Origin of the sequence: Kitasatospora gansuensis, from assembly GCF_014203705.1 — a bacterium.
GTDB classification, from domain to species: domain Bacteria; phylum Actinomycetota; class Actinomycetes; order Streptomycetales; family Streptomycetaceae; genus Kitasatospora; species Kitasatospora gansuensis.
Genome location: NZ_JACHJR010000001.1, coordinates 2121647 through 2140310 on the forward strand (window position 1 = coordinate 2121647; position 18664 = coordinate 2140310).

General features: G+C 70.8%; 16 protein-coding genes. 10 read left to right on the forward strand and 6 right to left on the reverse strand.

Translation table 11 applies throughout. The features are described 5' to 3' along the window. Window positions 1-40: 40 nt before the first annotated feature. On the reverse strand, window positions 41-1279 hold the full coding sequence (locus tag F4556_RS09360; RefSeq protein WP_184913328.1) for a choice-of-anchor A family protein: 1239 nt from the start codon (window positions 1277-1279) through the stop codon (window positions 41-43). A 302-nt stretch (window positions 1280-1581) separates the two neighbouring features. Here F4556_RS09360 and F4556_RS09365 point away from each other — a divergent pair, with 302 nt between their 5' ends. Then, entirely contained in the window at window positions 1582-2847 is a 1266-nt protein-coding gene (locus F4556_RS09365; protein ID WP_184913330.1) for an acyltransferase family protein, read from the forward strand. 82 nt (window positions 2848-2929) lie between these two features. Continuing rightward, window positions 2930-3895, forward strand: a complete 966-nt coding sequence (locus F4556_RS09370; protein WP_313068223.1) for a COX15/CtaA family protein — start codon at window positions 2930-2932, stop codon at window positions 3893-3895. 57 nt (window positions 3896-3952) lie between these two features. On the opposite strand, the gene F4556_RS09375 is transcribed toward F4556_RS09370, so the two are convergent. Beyond that, window positions 3953-4291, reverse strand: a complete 339-nt coding sequence (locus tag F4556_RS09375) for a hypothetical protein (protein ID WP_376775672.1) — start codon at window positions 4289-4291, stop codon at window positions 3953-3955. Window positions 4292-4366: 75 nt separating this feature from the next. On the opposite strand from F4556_RS09375, the gene F4556_RS09380 reads away from it, so the two are divergent. Continuing rightward, window positions 4367-5008 carry a DUF2461 domain-containing protein gene (locus F4556_RS09380; RefSeq protein WP_184913334.1) on the forward strand — a complete coding sequence of 214 codons (642 nt, stop codon included), beginning with the start codon at window positions 4367-4369 and terminating at the stop codon, window positions 5006-5008. A 57-nt stretch (window positions 5009-5065) separates the two neighbouring features. Here the strand turns inward: F4556_RS09380 and F4556_RS09385 are convergent, their stop codons facing one another. Then, complete coding sequence (locus F4556_RS09385) at window positions 5066-6007, reverse strand: heme o synthase (RefSeq protein ID WP_184913335.1); 942 nt, start codon at window positions 6005-6007, stop codon at window positions 5066-5068. A 447-nt stretch (window positions 6008-6454) separates the two neighbouring features. On the opposite strand from F4556_RS09385, the gene tkt reads away from it, so the two are divergent. The 7 genes from tkt (at window position 6455) to F4556_RS09420 (ending at window position 16925) form a co-directional block, all read left to right on the forward strand. Beyond that, window positions 6455-8551 carry a transketolase gene (gene tkt, locus F4556_RS09390; RefSeq protein ID WP_184913337.1) on the forward strand — a complete coding sequence of 699 codons (2097 nt, stop codon included), beginning with the start codon at window positions 6455-6457 and terminating at the stop codon, window positions 8549-8551. Window positions 8552-8628: 77 nt separating this feature from the next. Beyond that, entirely contained in the window at window positions 8629-9768 is a 1140-nt protein-coding gene (tal, locus tag F4556_RS09395) for a transaldolase (RefSeq protein ID WP_184913339.1), read from the forward strand. An 86-nt stretch (window positions 9769-9854) separates the two neighbouring features. After that, entirely contained in the window at window positions 9855-11375 is a 1521-nt protein-coding gene (zwf, locus tag F4556_RS09400; RefSeq protein WP_184924444.1) for a glucose-6-phosphate dehydrogenase, read from the forward strand. Beyond that, window positions 11372-12481: a glucose-6-phosphate dehydrogenase assembly protein OpcA gene (gene opcA / locus F4556_RS09405; RefSeq protein ID WP_184913341.1), complete on the forward strand. Its 1110-nt coding sequence runs from the start codon at window positions 11372-11374 to the stop codon at window positions 12479-12481. Before zwf ends, opcA begins: the two co-directional genes overlap by 4 nt. Further along, window positions 12478-13254 (forward strand): 6-phosphogluconolactonase, encoded by a 777-nt coding sequence (gene pgl / locus F4556_RS09410; RefSeq protein ID WP_184913343.1) that lies wholly within the window; start codon window positions 12478-12480, stop codon window positions 13252-13254. The genes opcA and pgl overlap by 4 nt, the downstream gene beginning before the upstream one ends. Before the next feature lie 64 nt (window positions 13255-13318). After that, window positions 13319-14929 carry a hypothetical protein gene (locus tag F4556_RS09415; protein ID WP_184913345.1) on the forward strand — a complete coding sequence of 537 codons (1611 nt, stop codon included), beginning with the start codon at window positions 13319-13321 and terminating at the stop codon, window positions 14927-14929. A gap of 46 nt (window positions 14930-14975) precedes the next feature. After that, complete coding sequence (locus F4556_RS09420; RefSeq protein ID WP_184913347.1) at window positions 14976-16925, forward strand: hypothetical protein; 1950 nt, start codon at window positions 14976-14978, stop codon at window positions 16923-16925. Window positions 16926-16948: 23 nt separating this feature from the next. On the opposite strand, the gene F4556_RS09425 is transcribed toward F4556_RS09420, so the two are convergent. The 3 genes from F4556_RS09425 to tpiA all read right to left on the reverse strand — a co-directional run bounded on the left by F4556_RS09425 (window position 16949) and on the right by tpiA (window position 18660). Then, complete coding sequence (locus F4556_RS09425) at window positions 16949-17284, reverse strand: RNA polymerase-binding protein RbpA (RefSeq protein ID WP_082598926.1); 336 nt, start codon at window positions 17282-17284, stop codon at window positions 16949-16951. Window positions 17285-17551: 267 nt separating this feature from the next. Further along, window positions 17552-17788, reverse strand: a complete 237-nt coding sequence (secG, locus tag F4556_RS09430) for a preprotein translocase subunit SecG (RefSeq protein WP_184913349.1) — start codon at window positions 17786-17788, stop codon at window positions 17552-17554. 86 nt (window positions 17789-17874) lie between these two features. After that, window positions 17875-18660 (reverse strand): triose-phosphate isomerase, encoded by a 786-nt coding sequence (gene tpiA / locus F4556_RS09435; protein ID WP_184913351.1) that lies wholly within the window; start codon window positions 18658-18660, stop codon window positions 17875-17877. Between the last annotated feature and the right edge of the window lie 4 nt (window positions 18661-18664).

The following is an 18664-nucleotide window of genomic DNA, read 5'->3' on the forward strand; positions in this document are numbered from 1 at the left end:
AGGACCGATCGGCGGGTGTGCGTACCGTACTGCCGAAGCGTCAGGCCCGGCGGGCGCCGCGACGGCGGACGGCCACCGCGATGCCGACACCGGCGCCGAGCACCAGCACACCGCCGACGGTCAGCGGCAGCAGGCCGCTCGCGCCGGTGAAGGCCAGGCCGCCACCGGGGGCCGACGGGCTCGGGACGGGCGTGCCGGGCGCCGGGGCGGACGGGCTGCCGCTGCCGCTCGGGGTCGGCGTACCGCTCGGGCTCGGCCTGCCGCTGGTGGACGGGGTGCCGGACGGCGTGCCGTTGGGGCTCGGCGTGGTCGGGACGCTCGGCGGGGTGCTCTCCACCACGGTGGTGGCCGGCAGGCAGCCGGTGAACGGGTAGTGGTGGGTCTCCGCGCCGCCCTTTCCGGTCAGCGACTTGGCGATCACCGAGCCGTTCACCGGGCCGCCGCTGCCCAGGTCGAAGGCCGCGTTCGGGGCGAGCACGCTGCCCGGCCAGGCGTTGCCGCTCTCCTTGACCACCTTGGTGGCGGTCGGGAGGTTCCACAGCAGCTTCTCGCGGATCCGGCCGCCCTCGGCGCTGCTGTTCTTGTCGTCGTGCACGTACGCGTTGGTCTTCGCGTCCCAGAGGTGGAACCCGGTGGTCCTGCCCTTGGTCTGGTCGTACGCGTCGCCGGTCACGGTGACCACCGTGACCGCACCGCTCGGGACCTTGAGGTAGACGTCCCCGGCCTTCTGCAGCAGCTCGGCGGAGACCACGAAGCTGTTCAGCTTGGTGTCGGTACCGGTCAGGGTCAGCTTGGCGCCGTCGGGCTTGACCTCGCCGCCGCCGGCCTTGGCCAGCTCGGCGGAGACCGCGCGCAGCTTGGCGAACTCGGCCGCGAAGTCGATCGGCGAGGGGCCGTGGACGATCTTGCCGGCGTGCGCCTCGGCGATGCCGGTGAGGGTGCCGCCGTAGATGCCGTTGCCCTTGATCACCCGGACCGGACCGGTCAGGTTGCCGCCGACCACCAGGGCGTTCCCGCCGGGGAGCTTCGCGATCTGTTCGGCCGTCAGCTCACTGCCCACCGTGAACGGGGAGAAGACGGCGTTGCCGCCGACCGCCACGGCCCCCTCGGCGTCGGGGGTGTGGGTGTCGTCCCCCTCGATGAACTCGCCGTAGAGGTCGGCCACCCCCAGCGTGGGGCAGGTGGCGGCGGGGACCGCGAGGGCCGTCGGGGCGACCAGCGCACCGAGGGCGAGGGAGCTGCCGAGGGCGAGCGCGGCGGCGGGTACGGATATGCGCATGTGCAGGATCTCCGCTGTGGGTGCGGCAAGACAGGTATGGGTCAGGGCGCACTCTGTCGAGCCGACCGGGCACTGGTCAAGACCAATGTCCGCTCCGCCCCTAACATCCCATTTCCACCAGGCACTCCGGGCGGGCGGCTGAAGGTGTACGTAATTTCAATCCGATTACAAGCTTGGAGCAGACCAGAACAGAACGGACATTGACACCGAATCAGGTCGCCGAGGTCGACTACGGTCGGCCGAGCAGGGCCCTGCTCGTGGTTGTCCCGACGCCTGCACCAGCCGTGAAGGGCCGGACCGCCATGCCTCCCGAGTTGTCCTCGTTCCCGCAGCACACCGAAACCGTCGAGCTGCGCATCCCGCAGCCCCGACTGCCGGAGCAGTACGAGGAGCAGCCCCCGGCCGAGCAGCCGCCCGCCCCGAAGCCCCGCTCCGGCGGCCGGGACCGCTACCTGGACCTGCTGCGCGCCCTGGCGCTGCTGCGCGTGGTGATCTACCACAACTTCAACTGGGCCTGGCTGCCGCTGGTCTTCCCCTCGATGGGCGTGATGTTCGCGCTGGCCGGCTCGCTGATGGCCCGTTCGCTCAGCCGACCCGCGCTCACCGTGATCCGCGGCCGACTGCGCCGACTGCTGCCACCGCTCTGGCTGTTCGGCGTGGTCACGATCGGCCTGAGTGTGCTCGACGGCTGGGGTCCGAACGCCGAGGGCCACCCCGGCTGGTGGTGGGGCAAGCTGGCGTTCTGGGTGCTGCCGCTGAGCACCCCGCCGTTCTCCGAGGGCGAGCTGCCCGGCTTCGGCGGCCTCCTGGAGCACGGCTGGGCCACCCAGGTCGGGGTGCCGCTCTGGTACCTGCGGGCCTACCTCTGGTACGTGCTGCTCTCGCCGCTGATGCTCAAGGCGCTGCGGCGCTTCCCGGTGGTCACCATCCTCACCCCGCTGGCCATGGCGCTCTGCTCCGGCCTGCTGCCGGAGGACGGCCGGATCTGGGAGACCTTCTCCGACTTCACCACCTTCGGCTCCTGCTGGGTCCTCGGCATGGCCCACCAGGAAGGGCTGCTGCGCAAGCTGCCGCAGTACGTCCTGCCCTCGATCGCCCCGCTTGTGATGGTGGCCGGCTTCTGGTGGCTGACCAGCCGTCCGGTGCTCGACCCGACCGAGGTCGGCGACCTGGAGAGCGTGCCGATCGCGCAGGCGGTCTGGTCGTTCGGCTTCGTCCTGCTGCTGCTCCACCTGAGCCCGTCCTGGCAGAACTGGCCCGGCCCGCTGCAGCGCTGGAACGGGCTGATCAGCCTGCTCAACGCCCGGGCGGTGAGCGTCTACCTCTGGCACACCATGGCGCTGGAGCTGTCGGTGCCGATCGTCGATCTGGCCTGGCGCAGCGACTGGGCGTCCGGGCACCTGGCCTGGCTGCTGAACACCCGCTACCCGCAGCTGATCGTGGCCCTGCCACTGATCGCCCTGTTCGTCCTGACCTTCGGCTGGATCGAGGACCTGGCCGCCGGCCGCCCACCCCGCCTCTTCCCCTGGCCCCGCCGCATCAAGGGCCGCCGCCGCGCCGCCGGCTGACCCCAGCCCCCCAGCCCCCGCAGGGGACACAGCGGAGGGGGGTGCGCATTGATCATCTGTCAGGCGAATTACAGTGATTCCCGTGCATACCCCCTCCTCCCTCCTCGCCGCCCGCTGGCAGCCGACCGCCGTGACCGTCCGGCGGGCCGCGCTCGCCGCCCTGGTGATGAGCGTGGTCATCGTGGTCACCGGCGGCGCCGTCCGGCTGACCGCCTCCGGCCTCGGCTGCTCGACCTGGCCGCGCTGCACCGCCGACAGCCTGACCCCGACGACCGAGATGGGCCTGCACGGGATCATCGAGTTCACCAACCGGATGCTCACGTACGTGCTGTGCGCGGCGGTCGCCTGGGTCACCCTGGCCGCCCGCTGTCACGTCCCCTGGCGACGGAGCATCACCAAGCTGGGCTGGGCACAGTTCTGGCTGGTGATGAGCAACGCCGTGCTCGGTGGCATCACCGTGCTGACCGGCCTCAACCCGTACATCGTCGGCGCGCACCTGATCGCCGCCATGGCCCTGGTCTGGGTGGCCCTGCTGACCTGGGAGCGGGCCAAGGAGGGCGACGGGGCGCCGGAGCCGCTGGTGGGCCGGCCGGTGATCCGGCTAGGCAACGTCCTGGTGCTGGTGATCGGTCTGCTGGTGGCGGCCGGGACGCTGGTCACCGGTGCGGGCCACCACCCGGGCGCCTCCAGCTCGGACGGCAAGCCGGTCTACCGGATCCCGATCGACTACGACCGGCTCGCCCAGCTGCACACCGACCTGGCGTTCCTGGCCTTCGGCCTGGCGATCGCGACGGTCTTCGTCCTCGCGGCGGTCAAGGCCCCGGCGGCCGCGAAGGCCCGGGCCAAGGAGCTGCTGATCGTGCTGCTGGCGCAGGGCCTGATCGGCTTCGTCCAGTACTTCACGGACGCGCCCGAGATCCTGGTCGGCCTGCACATGCTCGGCGCCGCCCTGGTCTGGATCGCCGCCCTGCGCGTCCCGCTGGCCCTGCGCACCCGGGCCGAGCTGCCCGCACCGGCCGTCCCGGCCCAGGAGCTGCAGCACGCCTGACCGCACGTCGAAGGCCCGGACCCGTCGCTCGGGTCCGGGCCTTCTCGTGTCGGGTCGTCAGCCGCCGAGCTGGATACCGGCCATCCGCTTCCACTCGTACGAGCTGGTGCGCACCTTGAGCGCCAGCTCGCCCTCGAAGTCCTCGTGCAGCTTGAGCCCGGCCAGCTCGGCCGCGCGCTTGCCGACGGCGTAGCTCGGGGCGACCTGGTCGCCCCAGGAGCCGTCCGCGCCGACCAGCACGATCCGGGTGGCCATGCCACCGACGTACTCGACGACGCCCTCGGCGCTGCCGCCGTGCTGCTTGGCGAAGCTCTCGATGTGCTTGGCGATGCGCTTGGCGCGGCGCTCGGCGCGGGCGTCCGGCGCGGCGGTGGTGGCGGTGTCTGCGCTGCTCATGTCCCGCATGCTACCGATGAGTAGTCGTACTGGCGACGGGAGCGGCGTGTGCAGCAGGCCACATAGGCTGGAGGTGTGACCTTCGAAGGCTGGCCCGCCGAGGCCCTTGAGTTCTACGAGCAGCTGGAGACCGACAACTCCCGGGTCTTCTGGCAAGCCCACAAGCAACGCTACGAGCAGGACGTCCGGGCCCCGATGGAGGCCCTGCTGACCGCCCTGGAGCCGGAGTTCGGCCCCGGCAAGATCTTCCGGCCGAACCGGGACGTCCGGTTCAGCGCCGACAAGTCGCCGTACAAGACGCACGTCGGCGGCTACCTGGAGGGCGGCGGCTACATCCAGCTCTCCGCCGACGGACTGGCCTGCGGCAACGGCATGTACCAGCTGGCCACCGACCAACTCGCCCGCTACCGCGCCGCGGTGGCCGAGGACCTCAGCGGCGCCGAGCTGGAGCGGGTGATCGCCGCGGTCGAGGCCGCCGGGCCCCGGGTGCACGGCCGGGACGCGCTGAAGACCGCCCCGCGCGGCTTCGCCAAGGACCACCCGCGGATCGAACTGCTGCGCAACAAGGGCCTGGTGGCCTGGCAGGAGTGGGAGCCGGCCGCCTGGCTGGGCACCGCGAAGGCGCTGGACCGGGTTGTCGGCTTCCTGCGCGCCTCACAGCCGCTGCGGGCCTGGCTGGACCAGCACGTCGGCCCGAGCGAACTGCCCGGCCGATGAGAAAGGGCCCCTGCCTCGACGAGGCAGGGGCCCTTCTCCGACGTTGCGTCAGGGATGTCAGGGGATGAACGGGTCCACCGCGATGACCACGAAGAGCAGGGTCAGGTAGGTGATCGACCAGTGGAACAGTCGCATCTCCTTGAGCTTGGCCCCGACCAGCCCGGCCTTGGCGCGGGCGTGCAGGCCGTGCGCCTCCTTGAGCCAGAGGGCACCGAGCAGCACCGCCGAGACCGGGTACAGCCAGCTGGTGTGGGCCAGCGGCCAGAGCGCCAGCGAGACCAGCACCATCACCCAGGAGTACGCCACGATCTGCCGGGCCACCGCGAGGTTGCCCTTGAGCACCGGCAGCATCGGGACGCCGGCCCGGGCGTAGTCGTCACGCACCTTCATGGAGAGCGGCCAGTAGTGCGGCGGCGTCCAGAAGAAGATCACCAGGAACAGCACCAGGGCGGACCAGGAGACCGAGTTGGTCACCGCGGCCCAGCCGACGAAGACCGGCATGCAGCCGGCGATGCCGCCCCAGACGATGTTCTGCGCGGTCCGCCGCTTAAGGCCCAGCGTGTAGACGAAGACATAGAAGAGCAGTGCGGTCAGCGCGAGCCCGGCGGCCAGCGGGTTGACCAGCAGCCAGAGCCAGACCGTCGAGGCGATCGCCAGCGCGATGCCGAAGATCAGTGCCTCGGGCGGCGAGACCATGCCGGTCACCAGCGGGCGGCGCTCGGTCCTGGACATCACCGCGTCGATGTCGCGGTCGATGTACATGTTGAGCGCGTTGGCGCCGCCGGCCGAGAGGTAACCGCCGATCACCACCCAGAGCACCAGCAGCAGATCGGGGACACCGCGCTGCGCCAGGAACATCACCGGCACGGTGGTGATCAGCAGCAGCTCGATGATCCGAGGCTTGGTCAGTGCGACGAACGCCCCGACACGGGCCCCGATCGGCCGGCGCGCGGGAGTTGTCCCCACCACCCCGGCAGGGCGGGATTCAACGGCGGTCACGGACACCCCAACTCACGATGAATCTTCACAGGCGTCCTCGGAACCAGATTGCGCCGATCCGTCCGCCATGCGCGTACCACGCCACCTTAGACGCTCCATATACCGCGACCGGCCCCGGGGTCCTCCGGCGAGGCGGAACCGCACACCGCCGGGTGAATCACCGCAAACCGCCCCGTCCCCCGTCTTGGTCCGTGGACGCGCCGGGCGGGCCGATCCGGGTGAGGGTAGGACGGGGCCGCAGGTGACACGGTCTTCGGGAATCCGAGCCGGAAAGTCCTGGTTGTCCCGCCACGCAGGGTGAAGGCCCGGCCGGGCGGTAGGCTCGCACAGAGAAGCGGGATCAACCCTCCGTGACCGGAACCAACGAGACGTCAGGACCACAGCGACGTGGCTGACCCGGTCCCTCACGGGGTCACTCTTCATATATGGAAGGAGCCCTGAGACAGGGTGAGCACCACGCCGAACGTTTTCGAGTGGACCGAGCTGGATCAGCGGACGGTCGACACCGCCCGGGTCCTGGCCATGGACGCGGTCCAGAAGGTCGGCAACGGACACCCGGGGACGGCCATGTCGCTGGCCCCCGCGGCGTACCTGATCTTCCAGCGCTTCCTGCGCCACGACCCCACCGACCCGGCCTGGGCGGGCCGGGACCGCTTCGTGCTCTCCCCCGGGCACACCTCGCTGACGCTCTACACCCAGCTCTACCTGTCCGGTTACGGACTGTCGCTGGACGATCTGAAGGCGTTCCGGGTCGCGGGCAGTCGCACCCCGGGTCACCCGGAGCACGGCCACACCGCCGGGGTCGAGACCACCACCGGGCCGCTCGGCCAGGGCATCGCCAACGCGGTGGGCATGGCGATGGCCGCCCGCTACGAGCGCGGTCTGTTCGACCCGGAGGCCGCCCCGGGCACCTCCCCGTTCGACCACACCATCTGGTCCATCGTCAGCGACGGCGACCTGGAGGAGGGCATCTCCGCCGAGGCGTCCTCGCTGGCCGGGCACCAGAAGCTGGGCAACCTGGTCGCGCTGTACGACGACAACCACATCTCGATCGAGGGCGACACCCACACCGCCTTCTCCGAGGACGTGCTGGCCCGGTACGAGGCGTACGGCTGGCACGTCCAGCGCGTCACCCCGAAGTCGGACGGCGACATCGACGTGCTGGCGCTGGCCAACGCGCTGGACGCGGCCAAGGCCGAGACCTCGCGCCCGTCCATCATCGCGATGCGCACGATCATCGCCTGGCCCGCCCCCGACGCGCAGAACACCGCGAAGGCGCACGGCTCGGCGCTCGGCGACGCCGAGATCGCGGCCACCAAGAAGGTGCTGGGCTTCGACCCGCAGAAGACCTTCGAGGTCACCGACGCGGTGATCAACCACGCCCGCGAGGTCGTGCAGCGCGGCAAGGCCGTCCGGCACGAGTGGGAGAAGGGCTTCCACGCCTGGCGCGAGGCCAACCCGGAGCGGGCCGCCGAGTTCGACCGGATCTCCGCCGGTGAGCTGCCCGACGGCTGGGAGAAGGCCGTCCCGGTCTTCCCGGCCGGCAAGGAGGTCGCCACCCGCAAGGCGTCCGGCGACACCCTCAAGGCGCTCGGCGCGGTGATCCCGGAGCTGTGGGGCGGCTCGGCCGACCTCGCGGAGTCCAACCTCACCACGATCGACGAGGACAGCTCCTTCCTGCCCGAGGGCAACCCGCTGAAGTCGGCCAACCCGTACGGGCGGACCATCCACTTCGGCATCCGCGAGCACGCCATGGGCTCGACCATGAACGGCATCGCGCTGCACGGGAAGACCCGCGTGTTCGGCGGCACCTTCCTGGTCTTCGCCGACTACATGCGCCCGGCGGTCCGGCTGGCCGCGCTGATGAAGATCCCGGTCACCTACGTGTGGACGCACGACTCGATCGGTCTCGGCGAGGACGGCCCGACCCACCAGCCGGTCGAGCACCTGGCCTCGCTGCGCGCCATCCCGGGCCTGGCCATGGTCCGCCCGGCCGACGCCAACGAGACCGCGGTCGCCTGGCACACCATCCTGGAGCGGCAGACCAGCCACCCGGGCCCGGTCGGCCTGGCGCTCACCCGGCAGAACGTGCCGACCTGGGACCGCGAGGTCTTCGGCTCCGCCGAGGGCACCGCCAAGGGCGGCTACGTGCTGGCCGAGGCGAGCGACGCGGCGCCGAAGGTGATCCTGATCGCCACCGGCTCCGAGGTGCAGCTCGCGGTCACCGCGCGCGAGGAGCTGGAGGCCGACGGCATCCCGACCCGCGTCGTGTCGATGCCGTCCATCGAGTGGTTCAACGAGCAGGACCAGGCGTACCGGGACAGCGTGCTGCCGCCGAACGTCCGGGCCCGGGTCTCGGTCGAGGCCGGTATCGCCCAGGGCTGGCGCGAGCTGGTCGGCGACGCCGGTCGGATCATCAGCCTGGAGCACTTCGGTGCTTCGGCCGACTACAAGGTCCTCTTCCGCGAGTTCGGCCTGACCGCCGACGCGGTGGCCAACGCCGCCCGCGCCTCGCTGCGCACCGTCGAGGCCATCTCGCGCTAGTCGTCCCCCGGGGGGTCGGGTGCCTCCGGGCGCCCGGCCCCGTCTGACTGTCCAACCGAAAAAGAGGAAGTAGCACCATGACTGACGCACTGAAGCGCCTCAGCGACGAGGGCGTGGCGATCTGGCTGGACGACCTGAGCCGGGACCGGCTGAACTCCGGGAACCTGGCCGAGCTGGTGCAGAGCAAGCACGTGGTCGGTGTCACCACCAACCCGACCATCTTCCAGAAGGCGATCGGCGGCGGCAGCGCCGCGTACGAGAGCCAGCTGCGCGACCTGGCGGTCCGCAAGGTCACCACCGACGAGGCGATCCGCATGATCACCACCTCGGACGTGCGGGACGCGGCCGACGTGCTGCGCCCGGTCTACGACGCCAGCAACGGCCGCGACGGCCGGGTGTCGATCGAGGTCGACCCGCGCCTGGCGCACCAGACCGCGGCGACCATCGCCGAGGCCAAGCAGCTGTGGTGGCTGGTGGACCGCCCGAACGTGCTCATCAAGATCCCCGCCACCAAGGCCGGCCTGCCCGCCATCGCCGAGGTGCTCGGCAAGGGGATCAGCGTCAACGTCACGCTGATCTTCTCGCTGGAGCGCTACCGCGCGGTGATGGACGCCTACCTGACGGGTCTCGAGACCGCCAAGGCCGGCGGCCTGGACCTGTCCCAGATCGAGTCGGTCGCCTCGTTCTTCGTGTCCCGGGTGGACACCGAGATCGACAAGCGCCTGGACAAGATCGGCGGGGACGCGAAGAACCTCCGCTCCAAGGCCGCGCTGGCCAACGCCCGGCTGGCGTACCAGGCGTACGAGGAGGTGTTCGGCTCTGCCGACCGATCGACCAAGCCCTCCGACCGCTGGAAGGCGCTGGAGGCCGCCGGTGCCAAGCCGCAGCGTCCGCTCTGGGCCTCCACCGGTGTCAAGGACCCGAACCTCCCGGACACCCTGTACGTCACCGAGCTGGTCGCCCCCGGCACCGTGAACACCATGCCCGAGGGCACCCTGGACGCCACCGGCGACCACGGTGTGGTCACCGGTGACACCATCACCCCCAACTACGCCGACGCGCAGGCCGTGATGGACGCCATCGCGGCGGCCGGCGTGGACTACGACGACGTGGTCCAGGTACTGGAGGACGAGGGCGTGGAGAAGTTCGAGCAGTCCTGGATCGAGCTGCTCGACACCGTCACCGCCTCGCTGGCTTCCTTCGCCGACGAGAACTGACACCTGCTCACAAGCACGTCCACGGAAGCGGAGCCCCAACAGTGAGCAACGAATACCCGGAGGTCGAGCAGGGCGATCCCCCGCTCATCCCCTCCAATCCGCTACGTGACCCCGCAGACCGACGGCTCCCGCGCATCGCGGGGCCGTCGGGCCTGGTCATCTTCGGGGTCACCGGCGACCTGTCCCGCAAGAAGCTGATGCCCGCCATCTACGACCTGGCGAACCGGGGCCTGCTGCCGCCGGGCTTCTCGCTGGTCGGCTTCGCCCGCCGCGAGTGGGAGGACGAGGACTTCGCCAAGGAGGTCCACGACGCGGTCAAGCAGCACGCCCGCACCCCCTTCCGCGAGGAGGTCTGGCAGCAGCTGGCCAAGGGCATGCGGTTCGTCCAGGGCACCTTCGACGACGACGACGCCTTCGACACCCTGCGCAAGACCATCGAGGAACTCGACCAGGCCCAGGGCACCGGCGGCAACTTCGCCTTCTACCTCTCGGTGCCGCCGAAGTTCTTCCCCAACGTCGTCCAGCAGCTCAAGAAGCACGGCCTGGCCGACCCGCCGCAGGGCTCCTGGCGGCGCGCGGTGATCGAGAAGCCGTTCGGTCACAACCTGGAGAGCGCCCAGGAGTTGAACCGGATCGTGCACGAGGTCTTCCCCCGTGACGAGGTCTTCCGGATCGACCACTACCTCGGCAAGGAGACCGTCCAGAACATCCTGGCGCTCCGCTTCGCCAACACCATGTTCGAGCCGATCTGGAACCGGTCCTATGTCGACCACGTGCAGATCACCATGGCCGAGGACATCGGCATCGGCGGCCGGGCCGGGTACTACGACGGCATCGGCTCCGCCCGTGACGTGATCCAGAACCACCTGCTCCAGCTGATGGCGCTGACCGCCATCGAGGAGCCCGCCTCGTTCCACCCCAAGGCGCTGGTGGCCGAGAAGCTCAAGGTGCTCAGCGCCGTCCAGCTCCCCGAGGACCTGGGCAAGCACACCGTGCGCGGCCAGTACGCGGCCGGCTGGCAGGGCGGCGAGGAGGTGGTCGGGTACCTGGACGAGGACGGCATCGACCCCAACTCCAAGACCGACACCTACGCGGCCATCAAGCTGGAGATCAACAACCGCCGCTGGGCGGGTGTGCCGTTCTACCTGCGCACCGGCAAGCGGCTGGGCCGCCGGGTCACCGAGATCGCGGTGGTCTTCCAGCGCGCCCCGTACCTGCCGTTCGACTCCTACGCCACCGAGGAGCTGGGGCAGAACGCCCTGGTGATCCGGGTGCAGCCGGACGAGGGCGTCACGGTGCGGTTCGGCTCCAAGGTGCCCGGCACCTCCTTCGAGGTCCGGGACGTCACGATGGACTTCGCCTACGGCGAGTCCTTCACCGAGTCCAGCCCCGAGGCGTACGAGCGGCTCATCCTCGATGTGCTGCTCGGCGACGCCAACCTGTTCCCCCGTCACCAGGAGGTCGAGCTGTCCTGGGACATCCTCGACCCGATCGAGCAGTACTGGGACACCCACGGCAAGCCCGCCCAGTACTCCTCCGGCACCTGGGGTCCGGCCGAGGCCGACGAGATGCTCGCACGAGACGGCAGGAGCTGGCGTCGCCCATGAAGATCGACCTGACCGACACCACGTCCAGCAAGATCAACTCCGCGCTGATGGACGCCCGCCGGGCCAGCGGCTCGACCGCCGCCGGCATGGTGCTCACCCTGGTGATCGTGACCGACGAGGGCAGCGCGTACGACGCCCTCAAGGCCGCCAACGACGCCTCCCGCGAGCACCCCTCGCGCACCCTGGCGGTCATCAAGCGGGCCGGGCGCTCACCCCGGGCCCGGGCCGAGACCAAGCTCGACGCCGAGATCCTGGCCGGCTCCGACGCGGGCTCGGGCGAGACCGTCATCCTCCGGATGCACGGTGAACTCGTCGCCCACGCCCAGTCGGTGGTGCTGCCGCTGCTGCTGCCCGACGCCCCCGTGGTGGTCTGGTGGCCGGAGAACGCCCCGCAGCACCCGGCGCAGGACCCGCTCGGCGCGATCGCCCAGCGCCGGATCACCGACGCGGTCACCGCCGAGTCCCCGGTCGGCCAGCTCGCCCAGCGGGCGGCCAGCTACACCCCCGGCGACACCGACCTCGCCTGGACCAGGATCACCGGCTGGCGCTCGATGCTGGCGGCTGCCCTGGACCAGCGTCCGGTCAAGATCACCTCGGCCGTGGTCGAGGGCGAGTCGTACAACCCGAGCGTCGAGCTGCTCGGCCTCTGGCTGACGACCCGTCTGCACATCCCGGTCGAACGGGTCGTCACCGGCGGCCCCGGCATCACCTCGGTCACCCTGCGGACCAAGGACGGCGACATCGTCCTGGACCGCCCGGACGGGCTGATGGGCACCCTCTCGATGCCCGGTGCGCCGGACCGTCAGGTCGCGCTCAAGCGGCGGGAGACCTCGGAGCTGATCGCCGAGGAGCTGCGCCGGCTCGACCCGGACGACATCTACGCGGCTGCCGTCCGGACCCCGGTGGAGCGGCTCAAGGAGCCTGCCTCGGAGACCGCCCCCGTGGTGGTCGAGGCGGCCGTGGCCGCACCGGCCCGGGTCACCGCGAAGGTGTCGGCCACCGGCGCTGCCACCGGCGCCGCCGCTGCGAAGAAGGCCGCACCGGCCAAGAAGGCGGTGGCGAAGAAGGCTCCGGCCAAGCGCGCCACCAAGAAGGCGGGCTCGTGACCGCCGTCCCGCAGCTCGTCGTCCACCGGGACAAGGAGCTGATGGCGCAGGCCGCCGCAGCCCGGCTGATCACCCGGATCGTGGACGCCCAGGCCGCCCGCGGCACCGCCTCGGTGGTGCTGACGGGCGGTCGGAACGGCAACGCCCTGCTCGCCGCGATCGCCGCCTCCCCGGCCCGCGACGCGGTGGACTGGGCGCGGCTCGACCTCTGGTGGGGCGACGAGCGCTTCGTCGCCGCCGACGACCCGGACCGCAACGCGGTCCAGGCCAGGGCCGAACTGCTCGACGCCGTCCCGCTCGACCCGGCCCGGGTGCACGAGATGCCCGCCTCCGACGGGGTGGACGGCTCGGACGTGGAGGCCGCCGCGGCCCGCTACGCCGAGGAGCTCGCCAAGGCCGCCGAACGCGGCCCGGTGCCCGCCTTCGACGTCCTGCTGCTCGGCGTCGGCCCGGACACCCACGTCGCCTCGCTCTTCCCCGGCCACCCCGGCGTCCGGGAGACCGAGCTGACCGTGGTCGGCGTCCGGGGCGCCCCCAAGCCCCCGCCCACCCGGATCTCGCTCACCCTCCCGGCCATCCGGGCGGCCCGCGAGGTCTGGCTGCTGGCCGCCGGCGAGGACAAGGCCGACGCGGTCGCCCTTGCCCTCACCGGCCCCGGCGAGATCCAGGCCCCCGCCTCCGGCGCATACGGCACCGCCCGCACGCTCTGGCTGCTCGACCGCGCGGCCGCCGCGAAGATCCCGCCCCAGCTCTACCCGCCCGCCTCCGCCTGAGGCAGCGCCAGGAAGGGCCCGGTTCCGCCTCGCGGGGCCGGGCCCTTTTGGTAGAACTCCCGGTATGGGGAACAGCATCAACGGCGGCGAGTTCGAGACGGTGATCCAGGGTCACACCGTCAACCTGGTCAACTCCCGCCGCCACCCCACCCCTTCGGGCCTGCCGGCACGCTCCCTCTTCGTCGGGCGCTCCGAACTGCTGGCCGAGATCACCGCCGCCTCTGGCACCTGTCTGCTCGCCGGTCTGGGCGGCATCGGCAAGACCGCCCTCGCCGTGGAGGCTGCGTACCGGCTGCGCGAGCAATTCCCCGGCGGCACCCTCTTCGTCGACCTACACGGCTACGACAACGCCCGGCTCACCCCGGAACAGGCGCTGGACACCCTGCTCCCCGCCCTCACCGACCTGCCTGCTCCCCCTGGCCTTGGTGCCAAACAGCAGCTCTACCGCTCCTTGCTGGCCACCCGCGAACCGGCCCTGATCGTCGCCGACAACGCGGCCACCCCCGACCAGGTCACCCCACTACTGCCGAACGACCCCCGCCACCGGCTGCTCATCACCAGTCGTCACCTGCTCACCGACCGCACCCTGACGCCCCGTCACTTCCCCGTCGACGTTCTGCCCGAGTCGGTCGCCCTGCTCACCGAGTTGGCCGGGCCTTCGGACCGCCACCCGGCGCTGGCCGAGCTCTGTGGCCACCTGCCGCTGGCCCTGCGAATCGCCGGCGCACTCCTCACCGAGCGCTCCCCCGAGGAGCTGGTCGATGACCTGACGAATACCCAGGAACGCCTCACCGAACTCGACTACGGCCCGGACCTCGCCGTCCGCGCCACCTTCGACCTCTCCCACCGCCAGCTCACCGATCCCGAGGCTCGCCTGTTCGCCCTGCTCGGCCGCAACCCCGGCCCGGACATCGGCCTCCCCGCCGCAGCCGCCCTCGCCGACCTCCCAGAACGCGAAACGACCCGCCTGCTGCGCACCCTAACCCGCGCCCACCTGGTCACCACCGAGCACAAGCGCTACCAACTGCACGACCTGGTCCGGCTGTACGCCGCCGAACTCCCTTGCGAGGAAGGCGGACTGGACCGGCTGATCGACCACTACCGAGAGCTCAGGACGACCGGCGCCGAGCACCCGAACCTGCTGGCCGTCGCCGAGGCCGCGCTGGCGACGGGCCGTCACCTGGACGCCGCGTACCTCGCACACACGGTGGTACAAGAAGGCCTGCTGCACCGGCGGCTGAACCCTGCAGCCGAGCAACTCTTCAATGCTGTCAGCGAGGCGTTGGGAATCCCAACGGACACGGCAGCTCCCACCTTCATCCCGTACAAGGAGGCATTGGCGGCGGCCAGGACACCCGAGGAGCAGCGAGCGGCGAACGAGCTCGGGCTTGAGGTGCTCCGCATGGAGTACGGCCGAAGCCAGGACTACTCCGATGGCTACCGGCGGGTCGTGCTCTTCCACATCGCCCTCGTGCTGGGCTGGCTGGAGCGCTTCGACGAGTCCCGGGCCACCCTGGAGGAGTGCCTGACGCTCAGCCTGGAGTTCGACGACGCCTTCCACCAGGGCCAGGTGCTGCTCCTACTGGAGCGCCCCGAAGAAGCGCTGGCCGCCTTCGAACGGGCCGACGCCACCGCCGAGGCCGCCGAGCTCCGGGCCCACCTGTACGGGCCCTGAGCCCGTTCCGCCCCAAGGAGCCGGGCCCGTTTGGTAGAACTCCTCTGTGGGCAACACCATCAACGGCGGCGAGTTCGAATCGGTGATCCAGGCCGACACCGTCAACCTGGTCAACCCCCGCCGCCACGTACGCCCCTGGGGCCTGCCCCCGCGCTCGCTCTTCGTCGGCCGGACGGACCTGCTCCGCGAGGTCATGGCCGCCGAGGGGGTCGTGCTGCTCGCCGGGCTCGGCGGCATCGGCAAGACCGCCTTGGCCGTCGAGGCCGCGCACCGGATGGCCGACCGCTTCCCGGGCGGGGTGCTCTTCGTCGACCTGCACGGCTACGACAACGCTCGACTGTCGCCGGAACAGGCCCTGGACGCCTTGCTGGCCGCCCTCGGCCAGGAGCACCCGCTCACCGGATTCGCCGCCAAACAACAGCGCTACCGTTCCCTGCTGGCCGCGCTCCCCGGCCCGGCGCTGATCATCCCTGACAACGCCGCTACCCCCGATCAGGTCAGTGCTCTGCTCCCTGGTGACCCCCGCCACCTGGTGCTGGCGACCAGCCGCCACCTACTCACCGACCGCGTCCTGACACCCCGCCACCTCCCGGTCGACGTCCTCCCCGAGTCGGTCGCCCTGCTCACCGAACTGGCCGGCCCCTCCGAACACCACTCTGCCCTGGCAGACCTCTGCGGCCACCTCCCACTCGCCCTGCGGATCGCCGCCGCCCTGCTCACCGAACGCTCCCCCGCCGAACTGATCGCCGACCTGACCGACGCCCAGGAACGCCTCACCGAACTCGACTACGGCCCCGACCTCGCCATCCGCGCCGCCTTCGACCTCTCCTACCGGCACCTGTCCGCGCCGGAAGCGCGCCTGTTCGCCCTCCTCGGGCAGAACCCCGGTCCGGACATCGGCCTCCCCGCCGCAGCCGCCCTCGCCGACTGCCCGGAACGCGAAACGGCCCGCCTGCTCCGCTTGTTGGCACGTGCGCACCTGGTGGTCATCGAGCAGAAGCGCTACCGGATGCACGACCTGGTCCGCCTGTACGCCGCCGAGCTCCCGAGCGACAGGGCCGCCTTCCACCGACTGCTGGAGCACTTCAAGGCCTACATGCTGGACACCTTCCGGAGCGGTGACCACCGCTCCCAGGCTGTCATCCGCTGGCAGGACCAGGAGGAGCGGAACCTGCTCGCCGTCGCGCGGTCGGCGGCGCAGGAGGCCCGGTACTCGGATGCGCTGCTGATGCTGTCGGCCGTCCATGACGTGCTGCTCCGCCATCGTCGACTGACCGAACTGGTGACCATCAGCGAACTGGCCGTCGAGACCGCCTGCCGACTGGACGATCCGAGGTTCACCAGCGAGGCCCACTACCGGCTCGGCTTCGCACTGGCCGAGAACGGGCAGTGCGCTGAAGCCGAGGCGGCCCTGCACAGGTCGCTGGCCCTTGACCGGGAGCGGGCCAACCAGGAGCACCAGGTCTCCGTGCTGGTGGCGCTGAGCGCCGTTCAACTCCGACTTGGCCGCACCGAGTCGGGCAGGCTGCATCTCCGGGAGGCCCTGCGCCTCGGCCCCACTGCGGTGAACGACGGCACGGTCGTGGCCCTCGTCAACGCGAGTCAGCTCGCGGTCGATACGGATCCCGGCCTGGCCCGGCAACTCTGCCGGGAAGCCTGCCGGGTGACGGCGGGGCGGGGCGACCAGGCAGAGCGTATGGCGCTCCGTGGACTGGGCCGGATCCTGCTGAAGCTACGGGAGTTCACCGCGGCGGTCGCACCGCTGCAGGCCAGTGTCGCTCTCAGCCGCGAACTGGGCGAGGCCTACCAGGAGGGTGTCACCGTCGAACTGCTCGGCCGGGCCTTCGCCGAGCTGGGGGACGACACCTCGGCACTGGACTGTGTGAGGCAGGCGGAGGCGCTCCTCCGGGAGAGCGATCCCGACCGAGCCGGGACCCTGCGATCCCTGATCGCGGCCGTCGAGGGCGCGGCACAGGGCGCCACCGGCACGCGGTGACGCCCTGTCGGAGCGGCTTGCGGTCAGATCTCGCCGCGGAGCTTGGCGAGCGCCTCGGCGAGGATCGCCTCGCCGTCGGCGTCGGTGCGCCGCTCGCGGACGTACGCGAGGTGGGTCTTGTAGGGCTCGTTGCGCGAGGGGGCGGGCGGGTTGTGCTCGTCCTGGCCGGCCGGGAAGCCGCAGCGGGGGCAGTCCCAGGTGTCCGGGATGACCGCCTCGGCGGCGAAACTCGGCTTGGTCTCGTGCTTGTTGGCACACCAGAAGGAGATCCGGTTTCGGGGGGCGGACTCGCCGCGCTCCGCCTCACCCATCGGCCCGGCGCCGACTCTGCTGCCACGGATGGCGTTGCCACTTGCCACGGTCTGACTCCCTGCGTGCTGGTGCGATGCGATCTCGGCCGCTGCCCGGAGAGGGCCGTTCACCCGTGCCCGGTGTCTGACGGCAGGACGGCAGCCGATATCCACTGCCGCCCGGCCGAGAGCCGGCGGACGGTGGCGAAGTCGTCCTAGTGTAAGCAGCGGTTAAGGATCTGTCCGCACCACCTCTGGCACTTCACCGTTCCGAGCATAAGCGGCGAAACGACGGAGCGTCAGATGTGTGCGAAAGCTTGACCTGTGGGCCGGGGCTCAGCTCTTGTACTTGAGCACCAGACCGAGCACCACGATGCAGGCGAACCAGCCGAGCGCGACGATGATCGTGATGCGGTCGAGGTTGCGCTCGGCCACGGCCGAGCCGCCGCCGGTGGACATCGCGCCGCCACCGAACATGTCGGAGAGACCGCCGCCCTTCCCCTTGTGCAGCAGCACCAGGAGGATCATCAGCAGGCTGAAGACGATCAGGGCAATCGTGAACCCGAGAACCACAGCGGGACCAATCTCTCGTATCTTCGGCGAAGGGGCCGGGCCGCTCCAAGCGGTCCGGCCCCAAAGACTACGTTGCCGGTGCGGCGTTAGCCTACTGCCTGCTCGCGGTAACGCACGATCTTGACGAACTCGTCGGCGTCCAGCGAGGCACCACCGATCAGCGCACCGTCCACGTCCGGCTTGGCCATCAGGCCGGCCGCGCTCGAGGACTTGACCGAACCGCCGTACAGGACACGGACCTTGTCGGCCAGCTCGGCCGAGTACAGCTCGCCGAGGCGGACCCGGATCGCGGCGCAGACCTCCTGCGCGTCCTCGGGGGTGGCCACCTCGCCGGTGCCGATCGCCCAGACCGGCTCGTACGCGACCACGATGCTCTCGGCCTGCTCCGCCGACACCTCGAGAAGCGCGCCGTCGAGCTGGGCCAGGGTGTGCTCGACGTGGGTGCCCGCCTTGCGGACCTCGAGCGGCTCGCCGATGCACAGGATCGGGGTGATCCCGTTGCGGTAGGCGGCCTTCACCTTGGCGTTGACGATCTCCTCGTTCTCGCCGTGGTACTGGCGGCGCTCCGAGTGGCCGATCGCCACGAAGGTGCACTTCAGCTTGGCGAGCATCGGGCCCGAGATCTCACCGGTGTAGGCACCGGAGTCCTGCGCCGAGAGGTCCTGGGCGCCGTACTTGATCTTCAGCTTGTCGCCGTCCACCAGGGTCTGCACGGAGCGCAGGTCGGTGAACGGGACCAGGACGGCGACCTCGACGGCCTCGTAGTCCTTGTCGGCCAGCGCGAAGGCCAGCTTCTGGGTGTGCTGGATGGCCTCAAGGTGGTTGAGGTTCATCTTCCAGTTGCCCGCCATCAGCGGGAGACGCTCGGTCATGTGC